A 20,517-nucleotide genomic window follows, 5' to 3' on the forward strand; every position below is an offset into this window, starting at 1 on the left:
TATGGAGTGGGAGTACGATCTGGTTGTTATTGGGACGGGCACTGCGGGGACGGATATTGCCGTCCATTGCCGGAAAGCCGGTAAAAGCGTTGCCATCGCCGATTACCGGGAGTTCGGGGGCACGTGCGCCCTCTGGGGGTGCATCCCGAAGAAAGTTCTCGGCGCTGCCGCCGAGGTCGTCGCCCGTGCTGGCGATCTGCACGGGAAGGGTATCATCGGCGGGATAGCGATCGACTGGCCCGCACTCGTGGGATTCGAGCGCTCCTTCACCGATCCCGTCCCTGCGAGGAAGGAGGAGATGTTCGAGCAACGCGGGATCGATGCTTACCACGGATGTGCCCGGTTCACCGGCGAGCAGACAATCGAGGTCGGCGGCGAAACCCTTCGGGCAAAGCAGTTCGTCATCGCCACCGGTTCCAAACCCCGACCATTGCAGACTCCGGGTGCCGACCTCATGACCACCAGTGACGAGTTCCTCTACCTCGAACGCCTCCCGAAACGGATCGTCTTCATCGGAGGCGGATACATCTCATTCGAGCTCGCCCACGTCGCCGCCCGTGCAGGAGCTGAAGTGACGATCCTCCAGCGGAGCGGCGAGGTGCTCAAGAGGTTCGACTCCGATCTCGTCGACCGGCTGGTGACGGCATCGGGCGAGGCGGGGATCGATATCCGGATGAACATGCCGCTCTATTCGATTGAGAAGGCACCCGGCGGCCTCATCGTCCGGGCAGGGCCGGAAGGCAGGCAGATCTTCGAGGCCGATATGGTGGTGCACGGCGTCGGCAGAGTCTCCGCAATCGACAATCTCGACCTTGCGAAAGGCAACGTCGAGACGGATAAAAAAGGGATCGTCGTCAATGAGTATCTCCAGAGTGTATCGAATCCGGCCGTCTACGTCGCCGGGGACGCTAACTACGAGAGCATCCAGCTGACACCCGTCGCCACGCTCGACGCCCATGTCGTCGTCGATAACATTCTGAACGGGAACCGGAAGAGAGCGGACTATTCAACGATCCCGAGCGCTATCTTCAGCATCCCGTCTCTCGCCGCGGTCGGCCTCTCGGAAGCGACGGCGAAGAAAAATGGGATTGAATATGATCTTCACTCCGGCGATATGTCCTCGTGGTATGCCTCCCGACGGATCGGCCTTCGCCACGCCGCCTACAAACTCCTGCTCGAAAAAAAGACCGGGCGCATCCTCGGCGCCCACGTTCTCGGGGATAATGCCGGCGAGATCATCAACCTCTTCGCTCTCGCAATCCGGCACAGTATGACAGCGGCCGATCTGACCTACGATGCGATGATCTATGCCTACCCGACGAGCACCTACGAGATCACCTACATGGTCAAAGGAAAAGGCGGGTAGGCAGGTTTCAACCCTCCGCCGCTTCCTTCTTTTGCGGCCGTTCCGGTTTGACGTAGGTGATCGGATGCCGTTCGACCTCCTTTTCCGTTACCGGAGCGATATAGCCGCTCTCCATAATGAGGCACTTTGCCGGGCATGCCTCGACACAGGCATCGCAGGCGATGCAGCGGAAGCGATCGATCTCCCAGACCTTCTCCGCCCGCTCCACCCGTATCGCCTGGGACGGGCACCGGCGCATGCAGAGGCCGCAGGAGATGCACCGTGCAGGGTCGATCGTCACGTGTCCACGGGTTATCGGTCCGACCCGTGCCGGAACTGCGGGGTAGCGCCGGGTGGGCGGCCGTCCGAAGAGGTTTTGCAGGACGGTCTTTGCCATCGTAAAGAATCCCATCCGCCGATCACCTCTCCGTGCAGCTGATGCACGGGTCTATCGAGAGAACGATCACCGGGACGTCGGCGAGCTGGCACCCGGGGAGCATCTTCACCAGCGGCGGGAGGTTCGCCAGCGTAGGCGTCCGGATCCGGGCGCGGGTCAGGTGCTTCGTACCGTTGCCTCTGATGTAGTGGACGACCTCTCCGCGCGGCTGCTCGACCCGCGAGAAGTACTCGCCGTCGGGTGTGCCGGTCACTTTCACTTCAATCGGTCCCTCCGGAATAGTTTCTGCGGCCTGCCGGATCAGGTCGATTGAGGTGAAGAGCTCGCCGACCCTGACCGCACATCGGGCGTAGCAGTCGCCCGCACTTTCGGTCACCGGTTTGAAATCAAGGTCTCCGTAGGCGGCATAGCCGAGATTCCGGGCATCGATGGGGACACCGCTCCCCCGGAGCGTCGGGCCTGCTGCGCCGAGGTCGTATGCCTCGCCTTTTGTGACAATCCCGAGCCCCTGGAGCCGGTTTTTGACCGATTCGTCATTGAGGAAGACGTCACCGAGATTCCGGCACTGCTGCTCGAACGGGACGAGCGTGCGGAGTATATCATCGAGTTTCTCCCTGCCGATGTCGCGGCGGACTCCCCCGACTTTACAGGTTCCCTGGATGACGCGCCCGCCGGAGGTATCTTCAAGCACATCGAGCACGCTCTCCCGGAGCCGCCAGGACTGCATGAAGAGACTCTCGAAGCCCATGGCGTCGGCAAAGAGCCCGAGCCAGAGGAGGTGCGAGTGAAGCCGCGAACACTCCGACCAGATCGTCCGGAGGTACCGCGCCCGGTCAGGCACCTCGACGTCCATGATCGTCTCGATCCCCTGTACGTATGCAAGCCCGTGCATGAAACTGCAGATCCCGCAGATACGCTCCGCAACATGGACGAAGTCGGTATACTCCCGCTTCGTCACGAGCTGTTCGAGACCGCGGTGGACGTAGCCGATGGAGGGGATGACGTCGACGACCGTCTCGTCCTCAAGAACCAGGTCGAGGTGGATAGGTTCCGGGAGAACCGGGTGCTGCGGGCCGAAGGGCACGACTATGCGTTCCGGCATGGCCCCTCCCCCTTGCGGGTGACGCTGAACGGCTGCTTCTGTGCCGTCCTGATCATCGCTCCGTGAAAGTCGATGTTCATTCCGGTCACCGGTATTCCGAAAAGGTCGTGCATCTCGTTCTCATAGATGAACGCCCCCCAGTAGATACCGGAGATGCTCGGAACCTCCGTCTCCGGGGTGACGGTCACCCGCAGGTTCAGGAACGTAAAATCCTTATCGAACGAGTAGTTGATCTCGTAAGCCTCTTCGATGGCAGTGCACCCGATCTGGACGAGCCGGTAACCGTCCCCGTGCAGTTCCCGGACGCTTCTTTCGAGATCCCCGAGTGGGATCTCCCGTATCGTCTGTTTTTCCGCAGTCATGGTTTAGCTCCCTGCTTCTGCTCCCTTTCGTATCTCTTCTTTTGCATGTGTTCTATCGGCCATCGTTCGTCGTTTCTCTTCAAGGATACCGAGTGCCGTCACGATCCCGTCGATGATCGACTCCGGCCGCGCTGCACAGCCCGGGACATAGACATCCACCGGTATAACCTTATCGACGCCTCCGACGATGTTGTAGCATTCCCGGAATATCCCGCCGGAGGTCGCACATATCCCGACCGCCACCACCACCTTCGGTTCGGGCATCTGCTCGTATATGTTCCTGACGATGTCCCGGTTCAGTTCGTTGATGCCGCCGGTTATCACCAGAATATCGGCGTGTTTCGGGTTGCCGGTATTGATGATCCCGAACCGCTCCACGTCGTAGAGCGGTGTTAAGCAGGCCAGCACCTCGATGTCACAGCCGTTGCAGCTCGAGGCGTCGTAGTGCAGGAGCCAGGGTGATCGCTTCAGGAATGCCATGATTTTACGCTCCTCCCATAATATATCCGATGATCGCGAGGTTCAGAATGCCGAGGATCGCCGCTGCCGCCCACCCGCTCTGGAGCGCCGCCTGCCACCGCAGCCGGGCGGTGGTGTTATCGAGGAATATCTCCGCAAAGTAGGTGATTGCGATCGCCGCTATCCCGAGCACCGGGTTGAACCCGAAGAAGAGGTAGATGAATCCGAGGAGAAAGATGTTTTCATACCAGTGGGCTATCTCGATCTGGCCGAGGGTTGCGCCGGAGAATTCGGTGGTGATCCCTTTGACGATCTCCTGGTGCGCATGGTGCGAAGTCGAGATGTCGAAGGGCGATTTTCGCAGTTTAATCGTCAGGACAGTGAGGAACCCGAGGAAAACGCCCGGAAGGTAGAGTATAACCGGAACCGTCGATGCGGCGATCTCGCCGGTGAAGAAACTCCCGGTGACCATGTAGAGCCCGACCGCCGCGAGGATGATCATCGGCTCGTAGGCCATGATCTGGATCAGTTCCCGCTCCGCCCCGATGTGGCTGTAGGGTGAGTGGACCGAGTAGGCGCCGAGCACCAGGAAGACGTGGGCGAGGGTGAAGGCGAAGATGACGAGCAGCAGATCTCCTCCGGCGAAGAAGAGCGCTCCCGATACGACGATGAAGGCGAGGTAGGCGAGCACGTAGAAGTTCTGCGCCGTGGTGACCACGACGTTCTCCTTCTCGAAGAGCTTCCCGACGTCGTAGAAGGGCTGCAGCAGCGGTGGTCCGACTCGCCCCTGCATCCGCGCGGTGAGGATGCGATCTACTCCGGCGACGAGCCCGCCGAGCAGGGGAGCGAGGAGGATGAAGAGCAGGGCGCCCAGGAGTCCGTTCATGCCGCCACCCCCGCGAGCAGCCAGGATGCCAGTACCAGACCGGTACAGAGCGCCGTTCCGACCGGCAGCAACCGTTTTTCACCGAAGTAGGCGGTCAGGTAATAGTTCCTCGTCGTCATCTCCCGTGCGACCCCCATCGAGCCCAGAAATTGCATGTCCGGGGTAGTCGTTCTCCCGCTCATGTAGGGCGGGAGGTGTTTGGCGCTCTTTCGGAAGAGCAGGAATGAGATCGGCAGGATGAGGAGCAGGAAGAGCATCAGCGCCATGATGGCGATATTGGCCTGTGAGAGGCGTGCCGTCGTGCCGTAGATCGAGAAGACGTACGGCTCTATCAGCGTCGACGAGATGAGCGGGAAGAGGAGAACGGTCGCTGCCACGAGCGTCGTGAGCGTATACAGCGGAACCCACCGCTCCTGTCTGAAACCATCCTCGACCACTGTGCGGTACCGGGCGACCGTCACGAGTTTACCCATCCACTTCGCCCAGAAGAAGACCGTGACCGCACCGCCGTACGCGAGGATGGCGACGAAGGCGAGGCCGTAGGGGGCCTGCACGAACCCTTCGATAGCCGCCCATTTCGAGATCAGCATCCCGAAGGGTGCGAGGAACATCCCGGCGATACCGATGAACATCATCACCGCCATCTTCGGCATCCTGACGATCAGCCCTTCCATATCCTCGATATCCCTGCTGTGGATCCGTTGTTCGACGGTGCCGACCGAGAGGAAGAGGAGCGACTTTGAGATGGCGTGGAAGATGATCAGCAGGATCGCCGCCCAGACGAGCATCGGCGTCCCCACTCCGGCGCAGGCGGCGATCAGACCGAGATTGGCGACGGTCGAGTAGGCGAGGACGGACTTTGCGTCGCTCTGCGAGATGGCTATCGCGGAGGCGACGAGGAACGTCACGGCGCCGACCATCGCTATCGAGACGCCGGCCAGCGTCCCGGCATAGACCGGGGCGAACCGCACCAGGATGTAGACCCCTGCCTTCACCATCGTGCTCGAGTGGAGGAGGGCCGAGACCGGTGTCGGGGCGACCATCGCCCCGAGGAGCCAGGTGGAGAAGGGCATCAGCGCCGCTTTGGTGATCCCGGCAAACCCTATCAGGACGGCGGGAATGAGGGCTATCGCCTCCCCGGAGGCGAGGAGCTGGTCGAGCTCGAGGATCCGGCCGGCCGGGTCGACCGCGGCGAGGTAGATCAGGGCGGCGGCGAACGCGATCCCGCCGAGCAGGTTCATGGTAAGTGCCCGGAAGGCGTTCCGGGTCGCTTCGTCCGTCTCCGAGTACCCGATCAGCAGGAAGGAACTGATGGTGGTCACCTCCCAGAAGAAGAAGATCCACTGGAGGTTGTTTGAGAATACCAGGCCGAACATCGCGGCGATGAAGAGGAAGATGACGAAGAAGAAGAACCGCTGCCGGTTGCGCACTTCGGGGTGTTCGGTGTGGTAGGTCTCCATGTAACGGAGGGCGTAGACCGCGATGAGGCTGCCGATGATCCCGATGATCAGAGCCATGATGACGGAGAACTGGTCGATGAAGAGGTTGTTGACCGGGTGGAGGTCCCCTGCGTACAGGAACTCGAAGGCGACGATCAGGGCGGTCTGCACCGCAATGAGGGCGATCGCCAGGTAGTTCCTGAACCGGAGACCGAGGTAGGCGATATAAGCGGCGAGGCCGAGTTCGATGATCACCAGTATCCGGCTCACCGGCTCTGACGGGATGGCAAAGAGTATCAGATCCTGCATTCCGTAGACGGCGAGCAGAAGGACCGATGCGGCGGCGATGACCACAGCGGCGGCAGTGACCATCGCGAACCTGACTTTTTTCTGGTTCGCGAGCAACATCCCGACGGCGATGACGGCGGGAAAGAGTATCAGAAAAAGCAGCGTCTCCACAAGTGTTCCTCGATAGGGACTATATCAGACCTACATTATTAATCATTCTAAATCACACTCCGGTCTTTGGCCTGTACGGCCTTACCCTTTTACGTGCCTGACTCCGCCGTCCGGGTGGGATGTATCGCCCCGGTAACGCGGGATGAAGTGAACGTGGGTGTGCATAATTGCCTGCCCGGCAACCTCGCCGATATTGACACCGATATTGTAGCCGTCGGGGCTCTGGTCACGCTCGACGATAGCCTTACAGTCCTCGGCGAGCTGCCCGATGGCCAACCGCTCCGCGTCGGTCGTCTCAAAAGCGCTTGCCACGTGCCGGAACGGGATGAGGAGGAGGTGTCCGGGGTTCACCGGGTGGATGTCGTAGCGGGCATAGGCGAGATCGTTCTTCGCCACGATAACCGCCGGGTCGGGGTTACAGAAGGGGCATGCCATGCTCTCCACTCCTGCACCGATCCGATATCACTCTTTTCCCGACTTTCCTGTCACCCGAGCAGTCCGGCGATGAGCCTTCCGATCCTGCTCCGCTCGAGTGCGATCGCTTCCTCGGTGCACATCTCATGGCAGCAGTAGCAGCGGATGCATTTCGCAAGGTCGATGACCGCCCTGCCATCCCGCACCGTTATGGCGCTCATCGGGCAGATCCGTTCGCACTTCCGGCACCCGGTGCACCGGGTTTCATCGACCTTTGGTGAGAGGGCGTAGGCCGCTCCGAACCGCTGGACGACTGCGAGGAGCGCCCGCCGCCAGATCCCGGTTCCGCTCCCCGCATAGGTGGACGGTTTTTTAAAGTCGGGTACGGCTATCTCGTCCGGCGGGACACCCCGTGTCACGATGCCGGCGAAGTCCGGATCGATAAGCCCACGGTTCGCGGCGTCCCGGATCGACCCGATCTCGAGGGGGTCGTATCCGATGAGGCGGGCGAGCACCACGTCCATGGCCGTATAACTGCCGCTCGCGAGAACGGCGCCGATCTTCCGTGGCGTCCCCGATTGGGGGCCGTCGCCCTCCATCCCCACGACCGCGTCCATGATCTGGAGACGGGGCTTTACGAGCTCGTTGAGATCGACGAGCATCCTTCCAAACTGCGCTTCGTCCCTGAACCGGAAGTGGAAGGCGGGTTTTTCAAAGCCCGGTATCAGGCCGAAGAGGTTCTTCGCCGCCCCGCTCATCCGCGTCCACATATGCGTCTTGGCCTTCGAGACGACCACGATCGCATCGGCCTTTAGTGCCGGGGTGATGATCGAGAAGCGCTTCATCACCTCGCCGCCCGGGAAAGGAACCTCCTCGTGGCCGGGGTCGAGGTTGAGGTCTATCCCGAGCTCTTCAGCGACGGCAGTGAATCCCGATGCGGCATAGGCCCGGCGAAGGTTTCCTTCGGAGTAGACGATCCCGGCTCCAGGGCTGTCGGCGATCATCACCCGGCACCCGTGCTCGGCGAGGAGCTCCGCAACGGCGAAGACGACCTCAGGGTGGGTGGTGACGCATCGTCCGGGGTCGGACCCCTGCAGCATATTCGGCTTCACGAGGACGGTCTCGCCCGGCGAGGCGAAGATGCCCACCCCGCCGATAAGCCCGATCGCTTCCCGCACCGCCTTCCTGACCTCGTCACGGCGGTATCCGTCACAGCGGACGATCGATACCGGCATCTCTGCTGCTGCCATACTCGCTTCCTGTAGGACGCCGCTGCTCTTATCTTCTCCCCTCGCCGAGCCGGGCGAGGGCATCCTCCGCCGCAACCGTGGCGGCGCCCTGCTTGGTGCTGTCGGTTCCCGTGCCGCAGACCTCCCCGCCGAGCAGCACCTGTGCAGTCCAGGTGGCGGCGTTTTCAGGCCCGGTCTGCCGATACTCGTAATCGACGGCGCCGAGTTTTCGCGAGGCCGCAAGCTCCTGGAGTCTTCCTTTATAGTTCCTGGTGAGGTCGAACCGCTCGATCTCTTCCGCAAAGATCGCGAGGATGACCGTCCGCACCGTCTCCATGCCGCGGTCGAGATAGATCGCGCCGAGGAGTGCCTCGAATGCGTCGGCGATGATGGCGTCGGTGAGAACCTGACCCCGGCGCCGGAGCGCTCCATCGATGCCGAGATTACGGGAGAGAGCGATCTCCGCGAGATTGGCGTTCCCGGTCACCTGAAGCCGTCTGTTCAGTTCTCCCGGGGGGAGATTGTAGCGGGAGTAAAGATGATCGGCGATGACGAAGTCGAGGACGTAATTGCCGAGAAACTCGAGCCGCTCGTTGTCTCCGGTGGCGGAACGTCGATACCGTGCCCCTTCGACGTAAGACCGGTGCGTCAGCGCCCGGTCGTAGAGCATGAGCTCCCCGGCATCTGCTATCTCGAGGTTGAACGGCGGGGCGGCGAGGAGGCGGCGGAGTTCCTCCTCGCGGCCCTGAGCCGGCGGGAGGGGTATCTCTTCGCGGTGCCGTCGCAGAAAGGAGGGAACCTTCAGTCTGATCGGGAGCGTTGGGAACTTCATAGGCGGATTGTGATGAAGAATGTCCGCGCTATGCTCACTTATACCCGTCCCTTCTTTCGGGGGAAAGACTCTTCACGCCGGGGGTCTACCGGACGCTCCGGAGAGCGGGGAGTATGGTCGATGTCTGGACGGTGCTCGTGGTGGTTGCCGTCATCATCCTGGTTCTGCCCATCGCCGGGCGTCTCATCACCCGGATCCGGCGTATCAGGATGATCCGGACGATCGAAGAGATGCGGACGACCCGGGTGATCACCCTGATCCACCGGCAGGAGCGTGTGGCGCTTCTCGGCATTCCCCTCGTCCGCTATATCACTATTCCCGATGCCGAGGATATTCTGCGGGCTATCAGGCTCACTCCGGCGACCATGCCGATCGATCTCGTCGTCCACACGCCGGGCGGTCTCGTGCTCCCGGCAGAACAGATCGCCATGGCGCTCAAACGGCATCCCGCCCAGGTAACGGTCTTCGTCCCCCACTACGCGATGTCCGGAGGGACACTGCTTTGCCTTGCAGCCTCCCGGGTGGTGATGGACGAAAACGCTGTCCTCGGACCGGTCGATCCGATCATCGGGCGGTATCCTGCGGCGTCGATCCTGTATGCGGCCCGCATCAAAGATGTCAATGAGGTCGACGACGAGACACTCATCCTCGCGGATATCGCCGGAAAAGCCAGCGGGCAGATGCAGGAGTTCGTTCGCACCATGCTTGCGGGAACGGTAGATCCGGAGAGCAGAGCGCGGATAGCCGAGGCTCTGACCGGTGGGATCTGGACGCACGACTACCCGATCACCTGCCGTGAGGCCGTTGGGATAGGGCTTCCGGTCTCCTGCACGATGCCGGAGGAGATATTCCGGCTGATGGACCTCTACCCGCAGGCGATGCCGGGGCGTTCCGCGGTCGAGTACCTCCCGGTGCCGTACCGGAAGAAGGGTGATCGGCGCTAAGGGATCTGTCCGGAATCTTTTACCTGTACGAGGTCTGACAGTATGTATCCCGTCGCCGGGAGGTGTAATGATATCCGGTGACACTGCATACCTGGATCTCGAGTTCGGTTATGTCTACGGGACGGCACGAGCCGTGATCATGCCGATCGAGATCGGTGTGGTCGTCCACCGCCGGGAGGATGATTCCGTCAGGTACGCCGGAGACGTGTTCCGGTACGGGATTGACGTCGAGATCTGGAAGAAGGTCGCCGATGACTGCGGGCGCACCGTCGGCGTCTCGACGTCGGTCGCGAATACCGGCGAAGGTGTCTACGGGAAACCCTACGACCACTACTTCCGCCTCTCACCGGAGAGGACGGTCTCCGCTCAAACGATCTCCCGGGCGGCGTTTGATGATCTCCGTGCCTTTATGGTCGGGCTCCTCGACAGCGGGCAGGTCTCGAGGCTGGTCGTCTTTGCGGCCGATATGGAGAAGATGGCGTTTCGCGAAGCCGGTATCCCGGTTGAGAGCTATACGCTTGTCGACCTCCAGCGGGAGATCAAACGGCAGATGTCCCTGCGCGACGTTTTCTCGCTCGACCGTGTGTCCCGCCTCGTCGACTTCCGGACGGGCGACGGCGTTATCGCCTCGGCGCATTTCGAGTACCCGATCCCGGCGGCGTTCCAGGGGTGCCTCGCGCCTCACCGCGGGATGGGCGATGCCGCACGGATATTCCTCCTCTCCCGGGAGTTTTTTGACCGCCGGGAGGCTTTTACGAAGAGAATAGATGCGCTCACCCGGGTATGCGAGGCATCCCGCGAGCCGGAGAGCGGCAGGTGATTATACCGGATGCCGGAGGCGTCCGGTCTCGGTTGTATCGTATCCGCCCGCTTCGGTGAGGATTTTTCTGAACGCCGGTGAGGATATCGTGCGGATGAGCCTGTCCAGTCGTTCGTCCTCCAGATCGGCAGTTCTGACCGCCAGTTCGTACCGTTCTTCTGTCAGGGGGATACGATGCAGATTCTGTGCGCCTGCGATGCAGATCAGGGTCAGATCTCCGGGAGAGAAGTGTTCCCGGAGGAGTGCGTCGCCATCCGGGCTCCGGAAGGGAGTTCGGACTGCAACGGCATGGCAGGCTGCATTCCGGAGTAAGAGGACTGCTCTCCGTTCATCGATCTCGTTTACGCGAAGCCGGGTGTCCTGTCGCTGCATCAGATCGGCGAGATGGTCGAGTGCCTGGTCGCGGGAACCCGCAATGAGCAGGGAGCGGTTGACGGCCTCCTCCGGTTCCGTCAGGCGGGCGTCTACCTCCGTCCCCGCGGCGAGCTTGTCGACGGCAGCGGGGATGCGCAGATAGCCGTTCGCCTGAAGAGCGGCCATCTGCATTCCCGTGCCCCGGACAGGGGGGTGGGCAATGTACTGACCGTCGACCCGTGTGACCATCAGCTGAATGAACTCATCGCACCCGGGTTTTGATGTGAGCGGATGGGCGAGCCGGGCATGGACTCTTCCGGCGGGCCGGGCTCTGAACCCCCAGGAGGCCAGCAGCGGCATGACGATCTCCCGCTGGATCGTCAGTGCCGCCGTCGGACTTCCCGGTAGCCCGATCACGGGTGTATCGTTCACCCTCCCGATTATTGCCGGCCTCCCCGGTTTCACTGCAATGCCATGGGCCAGCACCTCTCCGAGTCCGGCTATCGCGCTCGCCGTGAAATCCCGTATCCCTGTCGACGATCCTGCCGAGATCAGGACGAGATCGCTTTCTCTGGCGCCGGTTTCGATAGCTCTTTGGAGCAGGTCGGGGTCGTCCCGGACGATGGGATAGCGGGTGGGAGTTGCCCCGGTTTCGGCGAGCCATACGGATGCTGCGGTAATATTGCTCTCGATCACCTGCCCCGGCTCCGGGAGCGTGCCCGGGGGAACGAGCTCGTTGCCGGTGGGAATGAGGCCGACCCTGACGGCATCGACGGTGATCTCCGTGATGCCGCAGGTCGTGAGCGCACCGATCTCACAGGACGTGATCCGGTGACCGGCAGGGAGAAGTCTCGCCCCTGCACGGACATCTTCTCCGCATCTTCTGATATACTGCCATGGACGGGCGGTCTGCCGGACACTCCATTCTCCCGGATTCCCGTCCTGCCCGATATCCTCGATTTTGATGACTGCGTCGTATTCGGGCGGCACGCCGCTGCCGGTACTGACCCGGAGAGCATCGCTTATCGTTACCGGACAGTGAGCGCCCGCTCCGGACGTGTCGCTGCTCTTAACCGCTATGCCGTCCCTAACTGCGACGTTCACACCGGGCAGGGTAAGGGGGGAGAAGACCGGCTGATAGGTCACTCTCCCGACCGATTTGAGAACCGGGATATTCTCGTTCCTGTCGGGTTTCGGGAATGAATCGGTGACCAGCGATACTGCTTCTTGCAGAGGGAGGAGGGGGTACCTCCTCACCATAAATGAACCTCGACCTCGTCGGTGGTATCGAGCCCTTCTGAGGCCGGGCCGATCCTGACGATGCCGTCGCTCTGGACGAGCGTATTGAGGAGGCCTGACTTTCCGAAGAGCGGGACGGCCTCTTTCCCGAGAATCTTGACACGGACGTACTCTTCCCTGCCCCTTTCGGACGGTATATTCCGGGACAGCCTGACTTTTCTGGTCGACTCTCTGCTCGTCAGGCACCGGGTCAGTGCATTCATCAGGTGACCGCCGAGCAGCGTGAGCACGACGAATGTGGCTGCCGGATGACCGGGAACGCCGATAACGGGGGTCTTCCCGATGCGACCGATGATCGTCGGTTTGCCGGGTGCGAGTGCAATACCGTGGGCAAAAACCTCTCCAAGCCCGGCAATGACCTTGGCGGTGATATCCCGGTCATCCTTCGAACTGCCGCCGGAAACCAGCACTGCATCGCATTCGGCAACTGCCTTCTCAAGTGCCGCCCGGAGTTCCCCGGGGTCGTCCTTGACGATGCCGTAGTACTTTGGAATGCCGCCCCTGTCTTCGACGAAAGCGCCGCAGAGATAGGTGTTGACGTCTCTGACCTCTCCGAAGGCAGGTGTCCTGTCCGGGGAAACCAGTTCGATGCCGGTTGAGATTATCCCGATCGTCGGTCGCAGTCTGACCGGCACGAGGAGTGCCCCTACTGCGGCAAGCATCCCGATGTCCTGCACTTTCAGGAGCCTTCCAGCGGTGAGCACGCCTTCACCCTTCCTGAAGTCTTCATCCTGGCAGAGGACATCTTCACCCGGTGCGACAGGCCGTGTCACCAGGATTTTATCTCCGAGATTCTGGCAGTATTCGCCCATCACAACGGCATCGGCGCCGCGGGGCAGCATGCCGCCCGTCGGGACGTAGGCGCACTCCCCCCTCCGAATCGTTCCGCGCCCCTTCTGCCCCATGGAGACCCGCTGAATGGACGTGAGGACAACAGGAGCTGATTCGGTTGCCTGATTGGTGTCCTGTGCGATCACCGCATAGCCATCTTTAACCGAACGGTCAAAGCCGGGAATGTTGATGTCTGCCTGAATGTCCTCTGAGAGGACCCTACCGCGGGCCTCGGTCAACAGGACAAATTCGGTCTCCATCTCCGGAGCAATACGGGATATCAGATTGAGTGCATCCAGGACAGAAATTAAACGGAAAAACTGGCTCATAATCGATGACTCCGGTGAGGTTTTGAGGGCTGATAAATTAGTTTCATTTACAAAAATATAATGTTTACTATATTCGCTATACTGTCCGGGAGCCAGAAAAAGGAGAGGGGGTAGTTACGCCTTGACGTAGAGGTGAGCGTATACGGGCTGCCCCTTCGCCTTCGGGTGGCGCTCGCCGAGGTCGCCGATGAAATGGTCGAACTGCGCCTGCACGCCCTCGACGTCACGCTCGACGGTCTCGATCTTCTTGAATCCCGGCAGGGGATTTTCGATCGTGCCGAAGACGTAGATCTCGCCTTTTACCATCTGGCCGCCGACGCGTCCCTTGGCGTTCCCTTTGACGATGACGGTGCCGCCCTCGCCGTGGGTTGAGACGTGGATATCGGCATCGCCGCCGATGACGATGGTTCCGCCGTTGATGAACGTGGCGGTATCGTTGCCGACGTTTCCGCCGATTCGGATGACGCCGCCCTTCATACCCCTCCACTCGCCGCGGGGTGCCGCGCCGACGTGGTGGCCGGCATTGCCGTCGATGATGAGCTCGCCGCCTTCCATACCGATGCCGCAGAAAGAGTCGGCGTTCCCTTTCACGTGGATTTTGCCGCCCTTCATCCAGCCGCCGATGTACATATCGACGTCGCTCTCGATGACGATCTCACCGTCGGTCATCTGCTGGCCGATCCTCTTCACGCGGGTGCAGTCGCCCTTGATGATGATCTTCGTCTCAGCGGGTGTCGCCCCTGCGGAGCCTTCTATCGTGAAGAAGTCTCCGAGGGGGATCTTCTCCTTTCCTTCCCACACCTCGAGAGTTGCAATCTCTGCTGGTTTCTTTCCGGCGAAGGCGTCGGGGGTGATACTGTCGCACTCCAGATAGAGTTCCGGCTGCTTGGTTAATGTCAGAGTTACCGTCTTCATGTCGTCCACCTCATTCCGCCGCAGGCACCTCGATAACCCTCGGGTTGTGCAGGTGCTCATCAAACAGCGCATAGTTCTCGAGTTTGAGACTGTAATGCTTGAGGAAATGCTCGTAGATGTCGCGGTTGACCTGTGCGTTCTCCGGAACCTTGACGTCTACCCAGATCGTCCGCTTTGCGGGTTCTGCGACGATCTCTCCGTCCTGAACGGCGATCACACCGTCCTTGATCATGTATGCGCACCGCGAGAATGCCTTCTCGATCTCGTTCGCATCCGAGGGCATAGCATCTGCGTTCAGGTTGTAGATGGCCACATCGGCGTCCATGCCGGGTGCGAGGCCGCCGTACATGTCGGCGATACCGAGCGCCTTTGCGGTACCGGCACGGGTCATCTGGGCGATCTCGTAGAGCGTGAGTTCGCGGTCGATACCGGCGATGTTGGTGGCGTCGATGACCTTGTCACGGTGCTTGAAGGCATCGATCTGCTCGTTACGTGCACTCTCGCTCATCAGCCACTTGATAACCCGCGGATACCGGGTGAACGGCCCGGCGTTCGGGTGATCGGTGGTGATGAACGTCCGCATCGGATCCTTTGCAAGGAGACCGATTTCGAGGCCGATGGCCCACTGAATGGCGTTCGCCTTGTTGTTCGCACTGTAGATGAACGGCACGACACCGGCGGCGGTCTCGAGTTCGACGTCGACGTTTGCCCACTTCAGGTTGTTCACTGCCCGCAGGTGGTGCTCGAACGGCCCATCGGCGGTCATCGTGGTGGTCTCGTCGAGGGTGACCTGACCAATATCGACGGTGATGTTGTCGTGACTGTTCACGTAGTCCATGATCTCCGGAACCTTGGACTCGAAGTTGAATCCTTCGCCGCCGTAGGAGTGGAACTGCAGGTGCGTGAGGTGCATGACCTGCGTCCTGCCGAAGGTGTTCTTCGCGGTGTAGCCTTCGGCGAGCCTGAGCGTCTCCAGCGTATCGACGTAATTGCCGGGATTCCCGAGGTTGTTCGGGTGGATATGGATCGAGTGGGGGAGACCGAGGTACTCGTTCGTCTCGATGGATCCTTTGATGATCTGCGCCGGGGTGACGTCGAAGTACGGCACCGGTTCGTGGATATTCGCACAGTTCAGACCCCATCCCCAGGCTTCGGAGCCACCGGGGTTGACGATCTTGATGCCGAACCCGCGGGTGGCGCGGAGCAGCCAGGCGGTGTATGCTGCGTTATTCTCGATTTCGTTGTTCTTCAGGTACTCAAGAGAGAACCAGTTGTTCCCGAAGACAGGCATCGCGGATATGTCGATGATGGGCGTGTCGCGGATCTCCTCGTGAACATGGGGCGAGTGGAGCGGGGGCATTGCCGCTTCATTGACGTAGGAGTATCCCATCCGGGCATAGTCATACCCTGTCTTGTAGACGGATGGGACTGAGGTGCCCATCTCCATCCTGCTGGCGGTCTTCTTGATATTTTTGAAGAGCTTTTCTTCCGGGCGGAAGAGACGGCCGGTGTTGACTTTCGGTCCCACGACATGGGAGTGGATGTCCACACCGCCGGCCATGACGGTCATGCCGGCAGCGTCGATCGTCTTTGGGTTTTTCAGGGCGCTCGTCTCGACGATCTTGCCGTCCTTGATGGCGATGTCCTTTTTGTCGCCTTTGATGCCCTGCAGGGGGTCGAAGACGAAACCGTTCTTGATGATAATCTCACTCATTCTTTACTCCCCCACGATGGACTTCTGCGTATCCGCTGCCGCTGCACCCGTCTGGGTAATTCCTTCTTCAGCCTCGATCTCGCAGATCCGCTGGTGAATCCGCTCGAAGAGCTCTTCGTCGCTGATGACGCCCTCAGGCGGGTTCAGCACCTGGCGGTACTGGATCGGGACGTTGTCCATACGATAGACGATGCCCGGAACTTCGACGCCGACGATGCCGACCGGGATGTGGAGGTCGGCGATCTCGCTGGCCATACAGATGTTCGGGTCGATGGTGATCCAGGGATGTTTCTTCAAGTGCTTGACGGCCTCGATCGGGAAGTGGGCTCCTGCATCGGTCCCGATGTTGAAGAAGGCGTCCACCTCGTCCCGCATGGCAAGGTCGATCGAGCTCGTCTCGCCGGGGTTCATGTAGGCGTGGTCTTTCTTGCTCATGTCGATACAATAGGGGTATCCGGTCGTCCACGCCCAGACCACACCGGGACCGGCGATATTGTAGTGACCGCGCATTGCCATGATCGTCCACTTGGTGAAGTCGTTCAGGTCACGGGTCATGCTGATAGCGATATCGACGTTGTGGTTACGGCCGTCGGAGTGGCAGAGACCCATGCCGTAGAAGATGGTGCCGAAACGGGCTTTCTTCAGGATATCGGCGACTTCCAGGATCTGCTCCTTCTTCACACCGGCGACCTCGTCCGGGATGTCCTCGCCATGGATGACCGTTCTGAAGGCGTTGAAGAGATCGTAGTCCTGACCCTGCTTCACCTGGACGTAGATGTCGGCGACGCGGGCGGTATCGGTATACCGCGGATCGATGACGATGATCTTCCGGCCCTTGTGACCCTTTCCGGTGAAGAAGCCACGGGGGAAGATCGAGTAACGGGACATGTGCCGCGGGTGAGCGTGTGCCGGGTTAGAGCCCCAGTAGACGATGACGTCCGCCCGGTTCTTGGTCTCTCCAAGGGTGCAGCTCGGGTAGCCGTTGTCAAAGATAGCCAGGAATGAGCTGCCGTGGCAGATCGAGGCACAGTTATCGAGCACCGCTCCCGCTTTCTCGGCGACCTTGGCTGCGGCGGCCATTCCCTCGCAGTTTGTCGAGCCGAAGCCGTAGATGAGGGGTTTTTTCGCCTTGACCAGAACTTTTGCCGCGTAGTCGACTGCTTCATCGTAGCTGATGTCCTTGTAGGTGCCGTCCGGCTGGCGGAGACGGGGCAGCTTGATCCGGTTGTCACCGGAGGCGTGGTGAAAGATCTCATTCCCGATAGCACAGGCGTTCTCGACCTCGAGGACATGTCTTCCGTCGTCGGAGACGGTCACGACGAGGTCGTCGCAGCAGACGCCACAGTAGGGACATCCGACGTTTTCAATCTTCTTTGGCATCGTTAATCACTCCTCCACAGCCCTACGGCTCCCTGAACGCACTCGAGTGCGCTCTTCCTTCTCTCTCCCCGTGCGGACTCGACCGTCGCGGGAAATCCGCTGTACTGGGGTTCTCCGGTCGCCTGCGTCCGCGGCGGGACGATCTGGTTTGCCCAGACGCCCTGGGGGATATGTCCGAGGCCAGGATAGACCGTCTGGCGGCCCTTGATGGCCTTTACGATGACACTCCCGCATTCACTCGTTACTTTCACGAGCTGGTTCGGCAAGAGGCCGAGTTTTCTGATATCCTCTTCATTCATCTCGATGATTGAGCAGGCTTCGAAGTATTCCTGCGTCGTTTTTCCTTTCTCCATCGCAACACCTTCTTCGATGGAGCGCTGGGTGATCATATTTAGCGTCAGTTTGTCTACCATACCTTTACCTCTTCATGCATCACGTGCTCATTCGATGGCAAACGGAATGCCTCCTGCCCCTAAAGTCCATAACGGGCTTACGGAGCGGAGAGTGACAGTATCGCTGTCCTGCCGTGACTGCGATATGGGGTCATCCCGGCCTTTTGCGAGACGATTATGCCCGACCGGGCATAGCGCCGCCCCCGATTTCGGGCGGCCGCCCGTTCACGCCGGAGAGGTGTGTGGAGCAACTTCTCGGGGTGCATTTGCCGGTCGGAGACGTATCCCGACAAAGCGTTGTAATGAGTTGTATTTAACCATTCCTATGGTTTTCCTGCCGTTAAATCGAAAATAGTGCCCGTATTTTGTAAATTTAATCGGGTTAACCCGGATCTCCCTGTCAACGAGTATGGGTCGTATTATCTGCCCCTCTCTCACAACGTTTCCCCGGTGGAGCAGATGTGCGACCTGTTTCAGATGTACTTAACTCCTCTCCTGCCGGGTCTGCCCCCTCCTCGGCGGACTGCAGGGTAAATCCTTTTGGAAAAGAGCATGGTGTGTTCGGATCCGGGAAAAAGCGCAGAATGCGATGCGCCTTCCGGCACTGTACCAGGCCGTCCGGGGAGCCTGTTCTGCAGACCGGGAGGCGGGAAGAGCCGATGGTATCGGGATCGCGATCCCGGGTGGTGCCGTCTCACTTTCGGGCGGGGCGGCATGCCTTTATCTTCGGGACGGCTCAGAACTGTACCGTTCATGGCTGGCGATGACCGGATCATCCTCCATGTGGATATGGACAGTTTCTACGCTTCTATCGAAGTTCGGGAGCGGCCTGCTCTTCGGGGCTCTCCGGTCGTCGTGGGGGCCGACCCACGGGGCGGGGCGGGACGGGGCGTCGTCAGTACCTGCTCCTACGAGGCACGGCGGTACGGCATCCACTCGGGTCAGCCGATCTCCCGTGCGTTCGATCTCTGCCCGCATGCCGTCTTTCTACCGGTGAACCGCCGCCTCTACGTCCGGGTCTCCGGGAACGTGATGCAGATCCTCGGGCAGTATGCCGGGAGAATGGAGCAGGTGAGTATCGATGAGGCTTACCTCGACCTCACCGGCATCGGGAGCTATACTGAGGCAGAAGAACTCGCCCGGAGCCTGAAGGAGGCGGTCATGGAGGCGGAGGAGCTCACCTGCTCGGTCGGGATCGGGCCGAGCAAGGTCGTCGCCAAGATCGCTTCGGACTATCGGAAGCCTGACGGCCTGACGGTCGTCCCGCCTGATCGGGTTGCAGCGTTCCTCGCCCCGCTCCCGGTCGGGAAGATCCCGGGCGTCGGGAAGAAGACCGGGGCGGAGCTTGCCGGGATGGGTGTCCGGACGGTCGGCGATCTGGCGGCGTATGACGTTCAGGAGTTGATCGCCCGGTTCGGGAGTGGGGGCGTCCGGATCCGCGACCTCGCGCTCGGCAGGGACGAGCGCCGCGTGGAGGTGCGTGAAGGGGCGAAGTCGATCAGCAGGGAGACGACGTTTGCGGAGGATATGGACGATCCCCGCTTTCTCGGGGCGGCCATGGATTTCCTTGCCGCCGACCTAGCCGGAACGCTCGCGAAGGAGGCGCCGGCGTTCCGGACGCTGACGGTAAAAGTGCGTTATCGCGGTTTTGCCACCCATACCCGCTCGCGAACGTTCGATCACGCCACGAGCGACCCGGCGGTGATCCGCGAGGGTGCCCGTGAGCTGCTGGCCGCGTTCCTCGACGGGCGATTCGTCAGGCTGATCGGGCTCCGGCTCTCGGGGTTCGACCGGCACGAGGGGAGGCAGTCTTCGCTCGACGAGTTCCTCGCGCCGGAACGGGGATGAATCCCGTCGTCACCGCTTCCCGTCCACGTCCATACGGATCCGCCGCACCCGTTCCTCGAAGGGGGGGAAGTACCCGGAGAACTGCCTGCAGGAAGGGGGGTGGAGGCTTGCGGCGATCCGGCCCTGACTCGTGCCGGCGCTGATATCGGTGAGGATCCCGAGGAGGAGCCGTGAAGGCTCGTGTATATGGTAGTGCGCTTTCATCACTCCGGCGGCATACCGGTCGGCGGTGAACTCCTCGTCGTACATCCGGCGGTAGAAGAGTCGGTAGATGAGAAGCATGACGGCGAGTGTGGCCGCGATGAGCAGAACTTTCGTCGGCACCGGGCCGAGGAACCCTTCCAGCGTCGCGAGCCCTGCGTCGGGGAGGGGAGAGCGGGTGAGTGCGATCAGAAGGAGCAGGGGGAGTGCGACGATCCCGTAAGGGGCGAGCGACCCCTTCCTGATATGTCCCTCTTCATGCAGGAGAATGAACCGAAGGGCATCGTCGCTCAGGCGGCTGAGTTTCGCATCGTAGAACGCCCGGCGGTACCGGATGCTCCGCATGAACCCCTGCACGTTCAGGGTTACCGGGCACTCCCGGAGCCGCCGCTTCTCGGCGATCAGACCCTTCGCCTGCAGTTCGCTGAAGATCCGGAAGAACCGTGTATCGCTGGCGTCGCTCTCCATGCCGTGCTCAGACGTTTTATTGTAATGTGATATATACTTTATCGGAATATAATAATCGCCGTAAAGGTTCCCCGTCAGAATTGGAGCATTTTTCGACG

The 20,517-nt window shown here is 60.9% G+C and carries 20 protein-coding genes; 4 read left to right on the plus strand and 16 right to left on the minus strand.

Translation table 11 applies throughout. The annotated features are described in order from the left end of the window. Position 1 precedes the first annotated feature (1 nt). Entirely contained in the window at positions 2-1,366 is a 1,365-nt protein-coding gene (locus ABH15_RS02435) for a dihydrolipoyl dehydrogenase family protein (protein ID WP_128692767.1), read from the plus strand. A gap of 7 nt (positions 1,367-1,373) precedes the next feature. Here ABH15_RS02435 and ABH15_RS02440 read toward each other — a convergent pair whose 3' ends face one another. The 9 genes from ABH15_RS02440 to ABH15_RS02480 all read right to left on the minus strand — a co-directional run bounded on the left by ABH15_RS02440 (position 1,374) and on the right by ABH15_RS02480 (position 8,924). Beyond that, positions 1,374-1,757 (minus strand): 4Fe-4S dicluster domain-containing protein, encoded by a 384-nt coding sequence (locus tag ABH15_RS02440; protein WP_128692768.1) that lies wholly within the window; start codon positions 1,755-1,757, stop codon positions 1,374-1,376. 7 nt (positions 1,758-1,764) lie between these two features. Continuing rightward, entirely contained in the window at positions 1,765-2,844 is a 1,080-nt protein-coding gene (locus ABH15_RS02445) for a hydrogenase large subunit (protein ID WP_128692769.1), read from the minus strand. After that, complete coding sequence (locus ABH15_RS02450; RefSeq protein WP_128692770.1) at positions 2,829-3,206, minus strand: NADH-quinone oxidoreductase subunit C; 378 nt, start codon at positions 3,204-3,206, stop codon at positions 2,829-2,831. Before ABH15_RS02450 ends, ABH15_RS02445 begins: the two co-directional genes overlap by 16 nt. Before the next feature lie 3 nt (positions 3,207-3,209). Next, positions 3,210-3,686, minus strand: coding sequence for an NADH-quinone oxidoreductase subunit B family protein (locus ABH15_RS02455; RefSeq protein WP_128692771.1), 477 nt, complete (start codon positions 3,684-3,686; stop codon positions 3,210-3,212). A 4-nt stretch (positions 3,687-3,690) separates the two neighbouring features. Then, positions 3,691-4,551, minus strand: a complete 861-nt coding sequence (locus ABH15_RS02460; RefSeq protein ID WP_128692772.1) for a respiratory chain complex I subunit 1 family protein — start codon at positions 4,549-4,551, stop codon at positions 3,691-3,693. Then, positions 4,548-6,449 (minus strand): NADH-quinone oxidoreductase subunit 5 family protein, encoded by a 1,902-nt coding sequence (locus tag ABH15_RS02465; protein WP_128692773.1) that lies wholly within the window; start codon positions 6,447-6,449, stop codon positions 4,548-4,550. The genes ABH15_RS02460 and ABH15_RS02465 overlap by 4 nt, the downstream gene beginning before the upstream one ends. A gap of 81 nt (positions 6,450-6,530) precedes the next feature. After that, positions 6,531-6,884 (minus strand): HIT family protein, encoded by a 354-nt coding sequence (locus tag ABH15_RS02470; protein ID WP_128692774.1) that lies wholly within the window; start codon positions 6,882-6,884, stop codon positions 6,531-6,533. Positions 6,885-6,934: 50 nt separating this feature from the next. Then, positions 6,935-8,113: a DUF362 domain-containing protein gene (locus tag ABH15_RS02475; RefSeq protein WP_128692775.1), complete on the minus strand. Its 1,179-nt coding sequence runs from the start codon at positions 8,111-8,113 to the stop codon at positions 6,935-6,937. Positions 8,114-8,141: 28 nt separating this feature from the next. Then, entirely contained in the window at positions 8,142-8,924 is a 783-nt protein-coding gene (locus ABH15_RS02480; RefSeq protein ID WP_128692776.1) for a ribonuclease III family protein, read from the minus strand. A gap of 113 nt (positions 8,925-9,037) precedes the next feature. On the opposite strand from ABH15_RS02480, the gene ABH15_RS02485 reads away from it, so the two are divergent. Further along, positions 9,038-9,868 carry an SDH family Clp fold serine proteinase gene (locus tag ABH15_RS02485; RefSeq protein ID WP_128692777.1) on the plus strand — a complete coding sequence of 277 codons (831 nt, stop codon included), beginning with the start codon at positions 9,038-9,040 and terminating at the stop codon, positions 9,866-9,868. A gap of 67 nt (positions 9,869-9,935) precedes the next feature. Continuing rightward, the gene (locus ABH15_RS02490) at positions 9,936-10,688 is read left to right on the plus strand and encodes a hypothetical protein (RefSeq protein WP_174719409.1); all 753 of its coding nucleotides are present in this window, start codon (positions 9,936-9,938) and stop codon (positions 10,686-10,688) included. Here ABH15_RS02490 and ABH15_RS02495 read toward each other — a convergent pair whose 3' ends face one another. The 6 genes from ABH15_RS02495 to ABH15_RS02520 all read right to left on the minus strand — a co-directional run bounded on the left by ABH15_RS02495 (position 10,689) and on the right by ABH15_RS02520 (position 17,923). Continuing rightward, positions 10,689-12,302: a molybdenum cofactor synthesis domain-containing protein gene (locus ABH15_RS02495; protein ID WP_128692778.1), complete on the minus strand. Its 1,614-nt coding sequence runs from the start codon at positions 12,300-12,302 to the stop codon at positions 10,689-10,691. Then, on the minus strand, positions 12,296-13,501 hold the full coding sequence (locus ABH15_RS02500) for a molybdopterin molybdotransferase MoeA (RefSeq protein WP_128692779.1): 1,206 nt from the start codon (positions 13,499-13,501) through the stop codon (positions 12,296-12,298). Before ABH15_RS02500 ends, ABH15_RS02495 begins: the two co-directional genes overlap by 7 nt. 114 nt (positions 13,502-13,615) lie before the next feature. Further along, positions 13,616-14,416 (minus strand): formylmethanofuran dehydrogenase subunit C, encoded by an 801-nt coding sequence (locus tag ABH15_RS02505; protein WP_128692780.1) that lies wholly within the window; start codon positions 14,414-14,416, stop codon positions 13,616-13,618. 10 nt (positions 14,417-14,426) lie between these two features. Beyond that, positions 14,427-16,130 (minus strand): formylmethanofuran dehydrogenase subunit A, encoded by a 1,704-nt coding sequence (locus tag ABH15_RS02510; RefSeq protein WP_128692781.1) that lies wholly within the window; start codon positions 16,128-16,130, stop codon positions 14,427-14,429. Positions 16,131-16,133: 3 nt separating this feature from the next. Further along, positions 16,134-17,510, minus strand: coding sequence for a formylmethanofuran dehydrogenase subunit B (locus ABH15_RS02515; protein WP_128692782.1), 1,377 nt, complete (start codon positions 17,508-17,510; stop codon positions 16,134-16,136). Between the two features lie 2 nt (positions 17,511-17,512). Continuing rightward, positions 17,513-17,923, minus strand: coding sequence for a molybdopterin dinucleotide binding domain-containing protein (locus tag ABH15_RS02520; RefSeq protein WP_164913612.1), 411 nt, complete (start codon positions 17,921-17,923; stop codon positions 17,513-17,515). A gap of 732 nt (positions 17,924-18,655) precedes the next feature. Between ABH15_RS02520 and dinB the strand changes: the two genes are divergently transcribed. Then, entirely contained in the window at positions 18,656-19,750 is a 1,095-nt protein-coding gene (gene dinB / locus ABH15_RS02525) for a DNA polymerase IV (RefSeq protein ID WP_128692783.1), read from the plus strand. Positions 19,751-19,759: 9 nt separating this feature from the next. Here the strand turns inward: dinB and ABH15_RS02530 are convergent, their stop codons facing one another. Beyond that, positions 19,760-20,419 carry a M48 family metalloprotease gene (locus ABH15_RS02530; RefSeq protein ID WP_128692784.1) on the minus strand — a complete coding sequence of 220 codons (660 nt, stop codon included), beginning with the start codon at positions 20,417-20,419 and terminating at the stop codon, positions 19,760-19,762. Between the last annotated feature and the right edge of the window lie 98 nt (positions 20,420-20,517).

This window comes from Methanoculleus taiwanensis (assembly GCF_004102725.1).
Lineage (GTDB): Archaea > Halobacteriota > Methanomicrobia > Methanomicrobiales > Methanoculleaceae > Methanoculleus_A > Methanoculleus_A taiwanensis.

Bases quoted from the DNA above. Each gene is read 5' to 3' on its own strand.
- ABH15_RS02450 (WP_128692770.1), bottom strand. From the start codon at position 3,206: ATGACTGCGGAAAAACAGACGATACGGGAGATCCCACTCGGGGATCTC.
- ABH15_RS02445 (WP_128692769.1), bottom strand. From the start codon at position 2,844: ATGCCGGAACGCATAGTCGTGCCCTTCGGCCCGCAGCACCCGGTTCTC.
- ABH15_RS02435 (WP_128692767.1), top strand. From the start codon at position 2: ATGGAGTGGGAGTACGATCTGGTTGTTATTGGGACGGGCACTGCGGGG.
- ABH15_RS02530 (WP_128692784.1), bottom strand. From the start codon at position 20,419: ATGGAGAGCGACGCCAGCGATACACGGTTCTTCCGGATCTTCAGCGAA.
- ABH15_RS02510 (WP_128692781.1), bottom strand. From the start codon at position 16,130: ATGAGTGAGATTATCATCAAGAACGGTTTCGTCTTCGACCCCCTGCAG.
- ABH15_RS02480 (WP_128692776.1), bottom strand. From the start codon at position 8,924: ATGAAGTTCCCAACGCTCCCGATCAGACTGAAGGTTCCCTCCTTTCTG.
- ABH15_RS02495 (WP_128692778.1), bottom strand. From the start codon at position 12,302: ATGGTGAGGAGGTACCCCCTCCTCCCTCTGCAAGAAGCAGTATCGCTG.
- ABH15_RS02485 (WP_128692777.1), top strand. From the start codon at position 9,038: ATGGTCGATGTCTGGACGGTGCTCGTGGTGGTTGCCGTCATCATCCTG.
- ABH15_RS02500 (WP_128692779.1), bottom strand. From the start codon at position 13,501: ATGAGCCAGTTTTTCCGTTTAATTTCTGTCCTGGATGCACTCAATCTG.
- ABH15_RS02475 (WP_128692775.1), bottom strand. From the start codon at position 8,113: ATGGCAGCAGCAGAGATGCCGGTATCGATCGTCCGCTGTGACGGATAC.
- dinB (WP_128692783.1), top strand. From the start codon at position 18,656: ATGGCTGGCGATGACCGGATCATCCTCCATGTGGATATGGACAGTTTC.
- ABH15_RS02440 (WP_128692768.1), bottom strand. From the start codon at position 1,757: ATGGGATTCTTTACGATGGCAAAGACCGTCCTGCAAAACCTCTTCGGA.
- ABH15_RS02520 (WP_164913612.1), bottom strand. From the start codon at position 17,923: ATGGTAGACAAACTGACGCTAAATATGATCACCCAGCGCTCCATCGAA.
- ABH15_RS02505 (WP_128692780.1), bottom strand. From the start codon at position 14,416: ATGAAGACGGTAACTCTGACATTAACCAAGCAGCCGGAACTCTATCTG.
- ABH15_RS02490 (WP_174719409.1), top strand. From the start codon at position 9,936: ATGATATCCGGTGACACTGCATACCTGGATCTCGAGTTCGGTTATGTC.
- ABH15_RS02515 (WP_128692782.1), bottom strand. From the start codon at position 17,510: ATGCCAAAGAAGATTGAAAACGTCGGATGTCCCTACTGTGGCGTCTGC.
- ABH15_RS02470 (WP_128692774.1), bottom strand. From the start codon at position 6,884: ATGGCATGCCCCTTCTGTAACCCCGACCCGGCGGTTATCGTGGCGAAG.
- ABH15_RS02455 (WP_128692771.1), bottom strand. From the start codon at position 3,686: ATGGCATTCCTGAAGCGATCACCCTGGCTCCTGCACTACGACGCCTCG.
- ABH15_RS02460 (WP_128692772.1), bottom strand. From the start codon at position 4,551: ATGAACGGACTCCTGGGCGCCCTGCTCTTCATCCTCCTCGCTCCCCTG.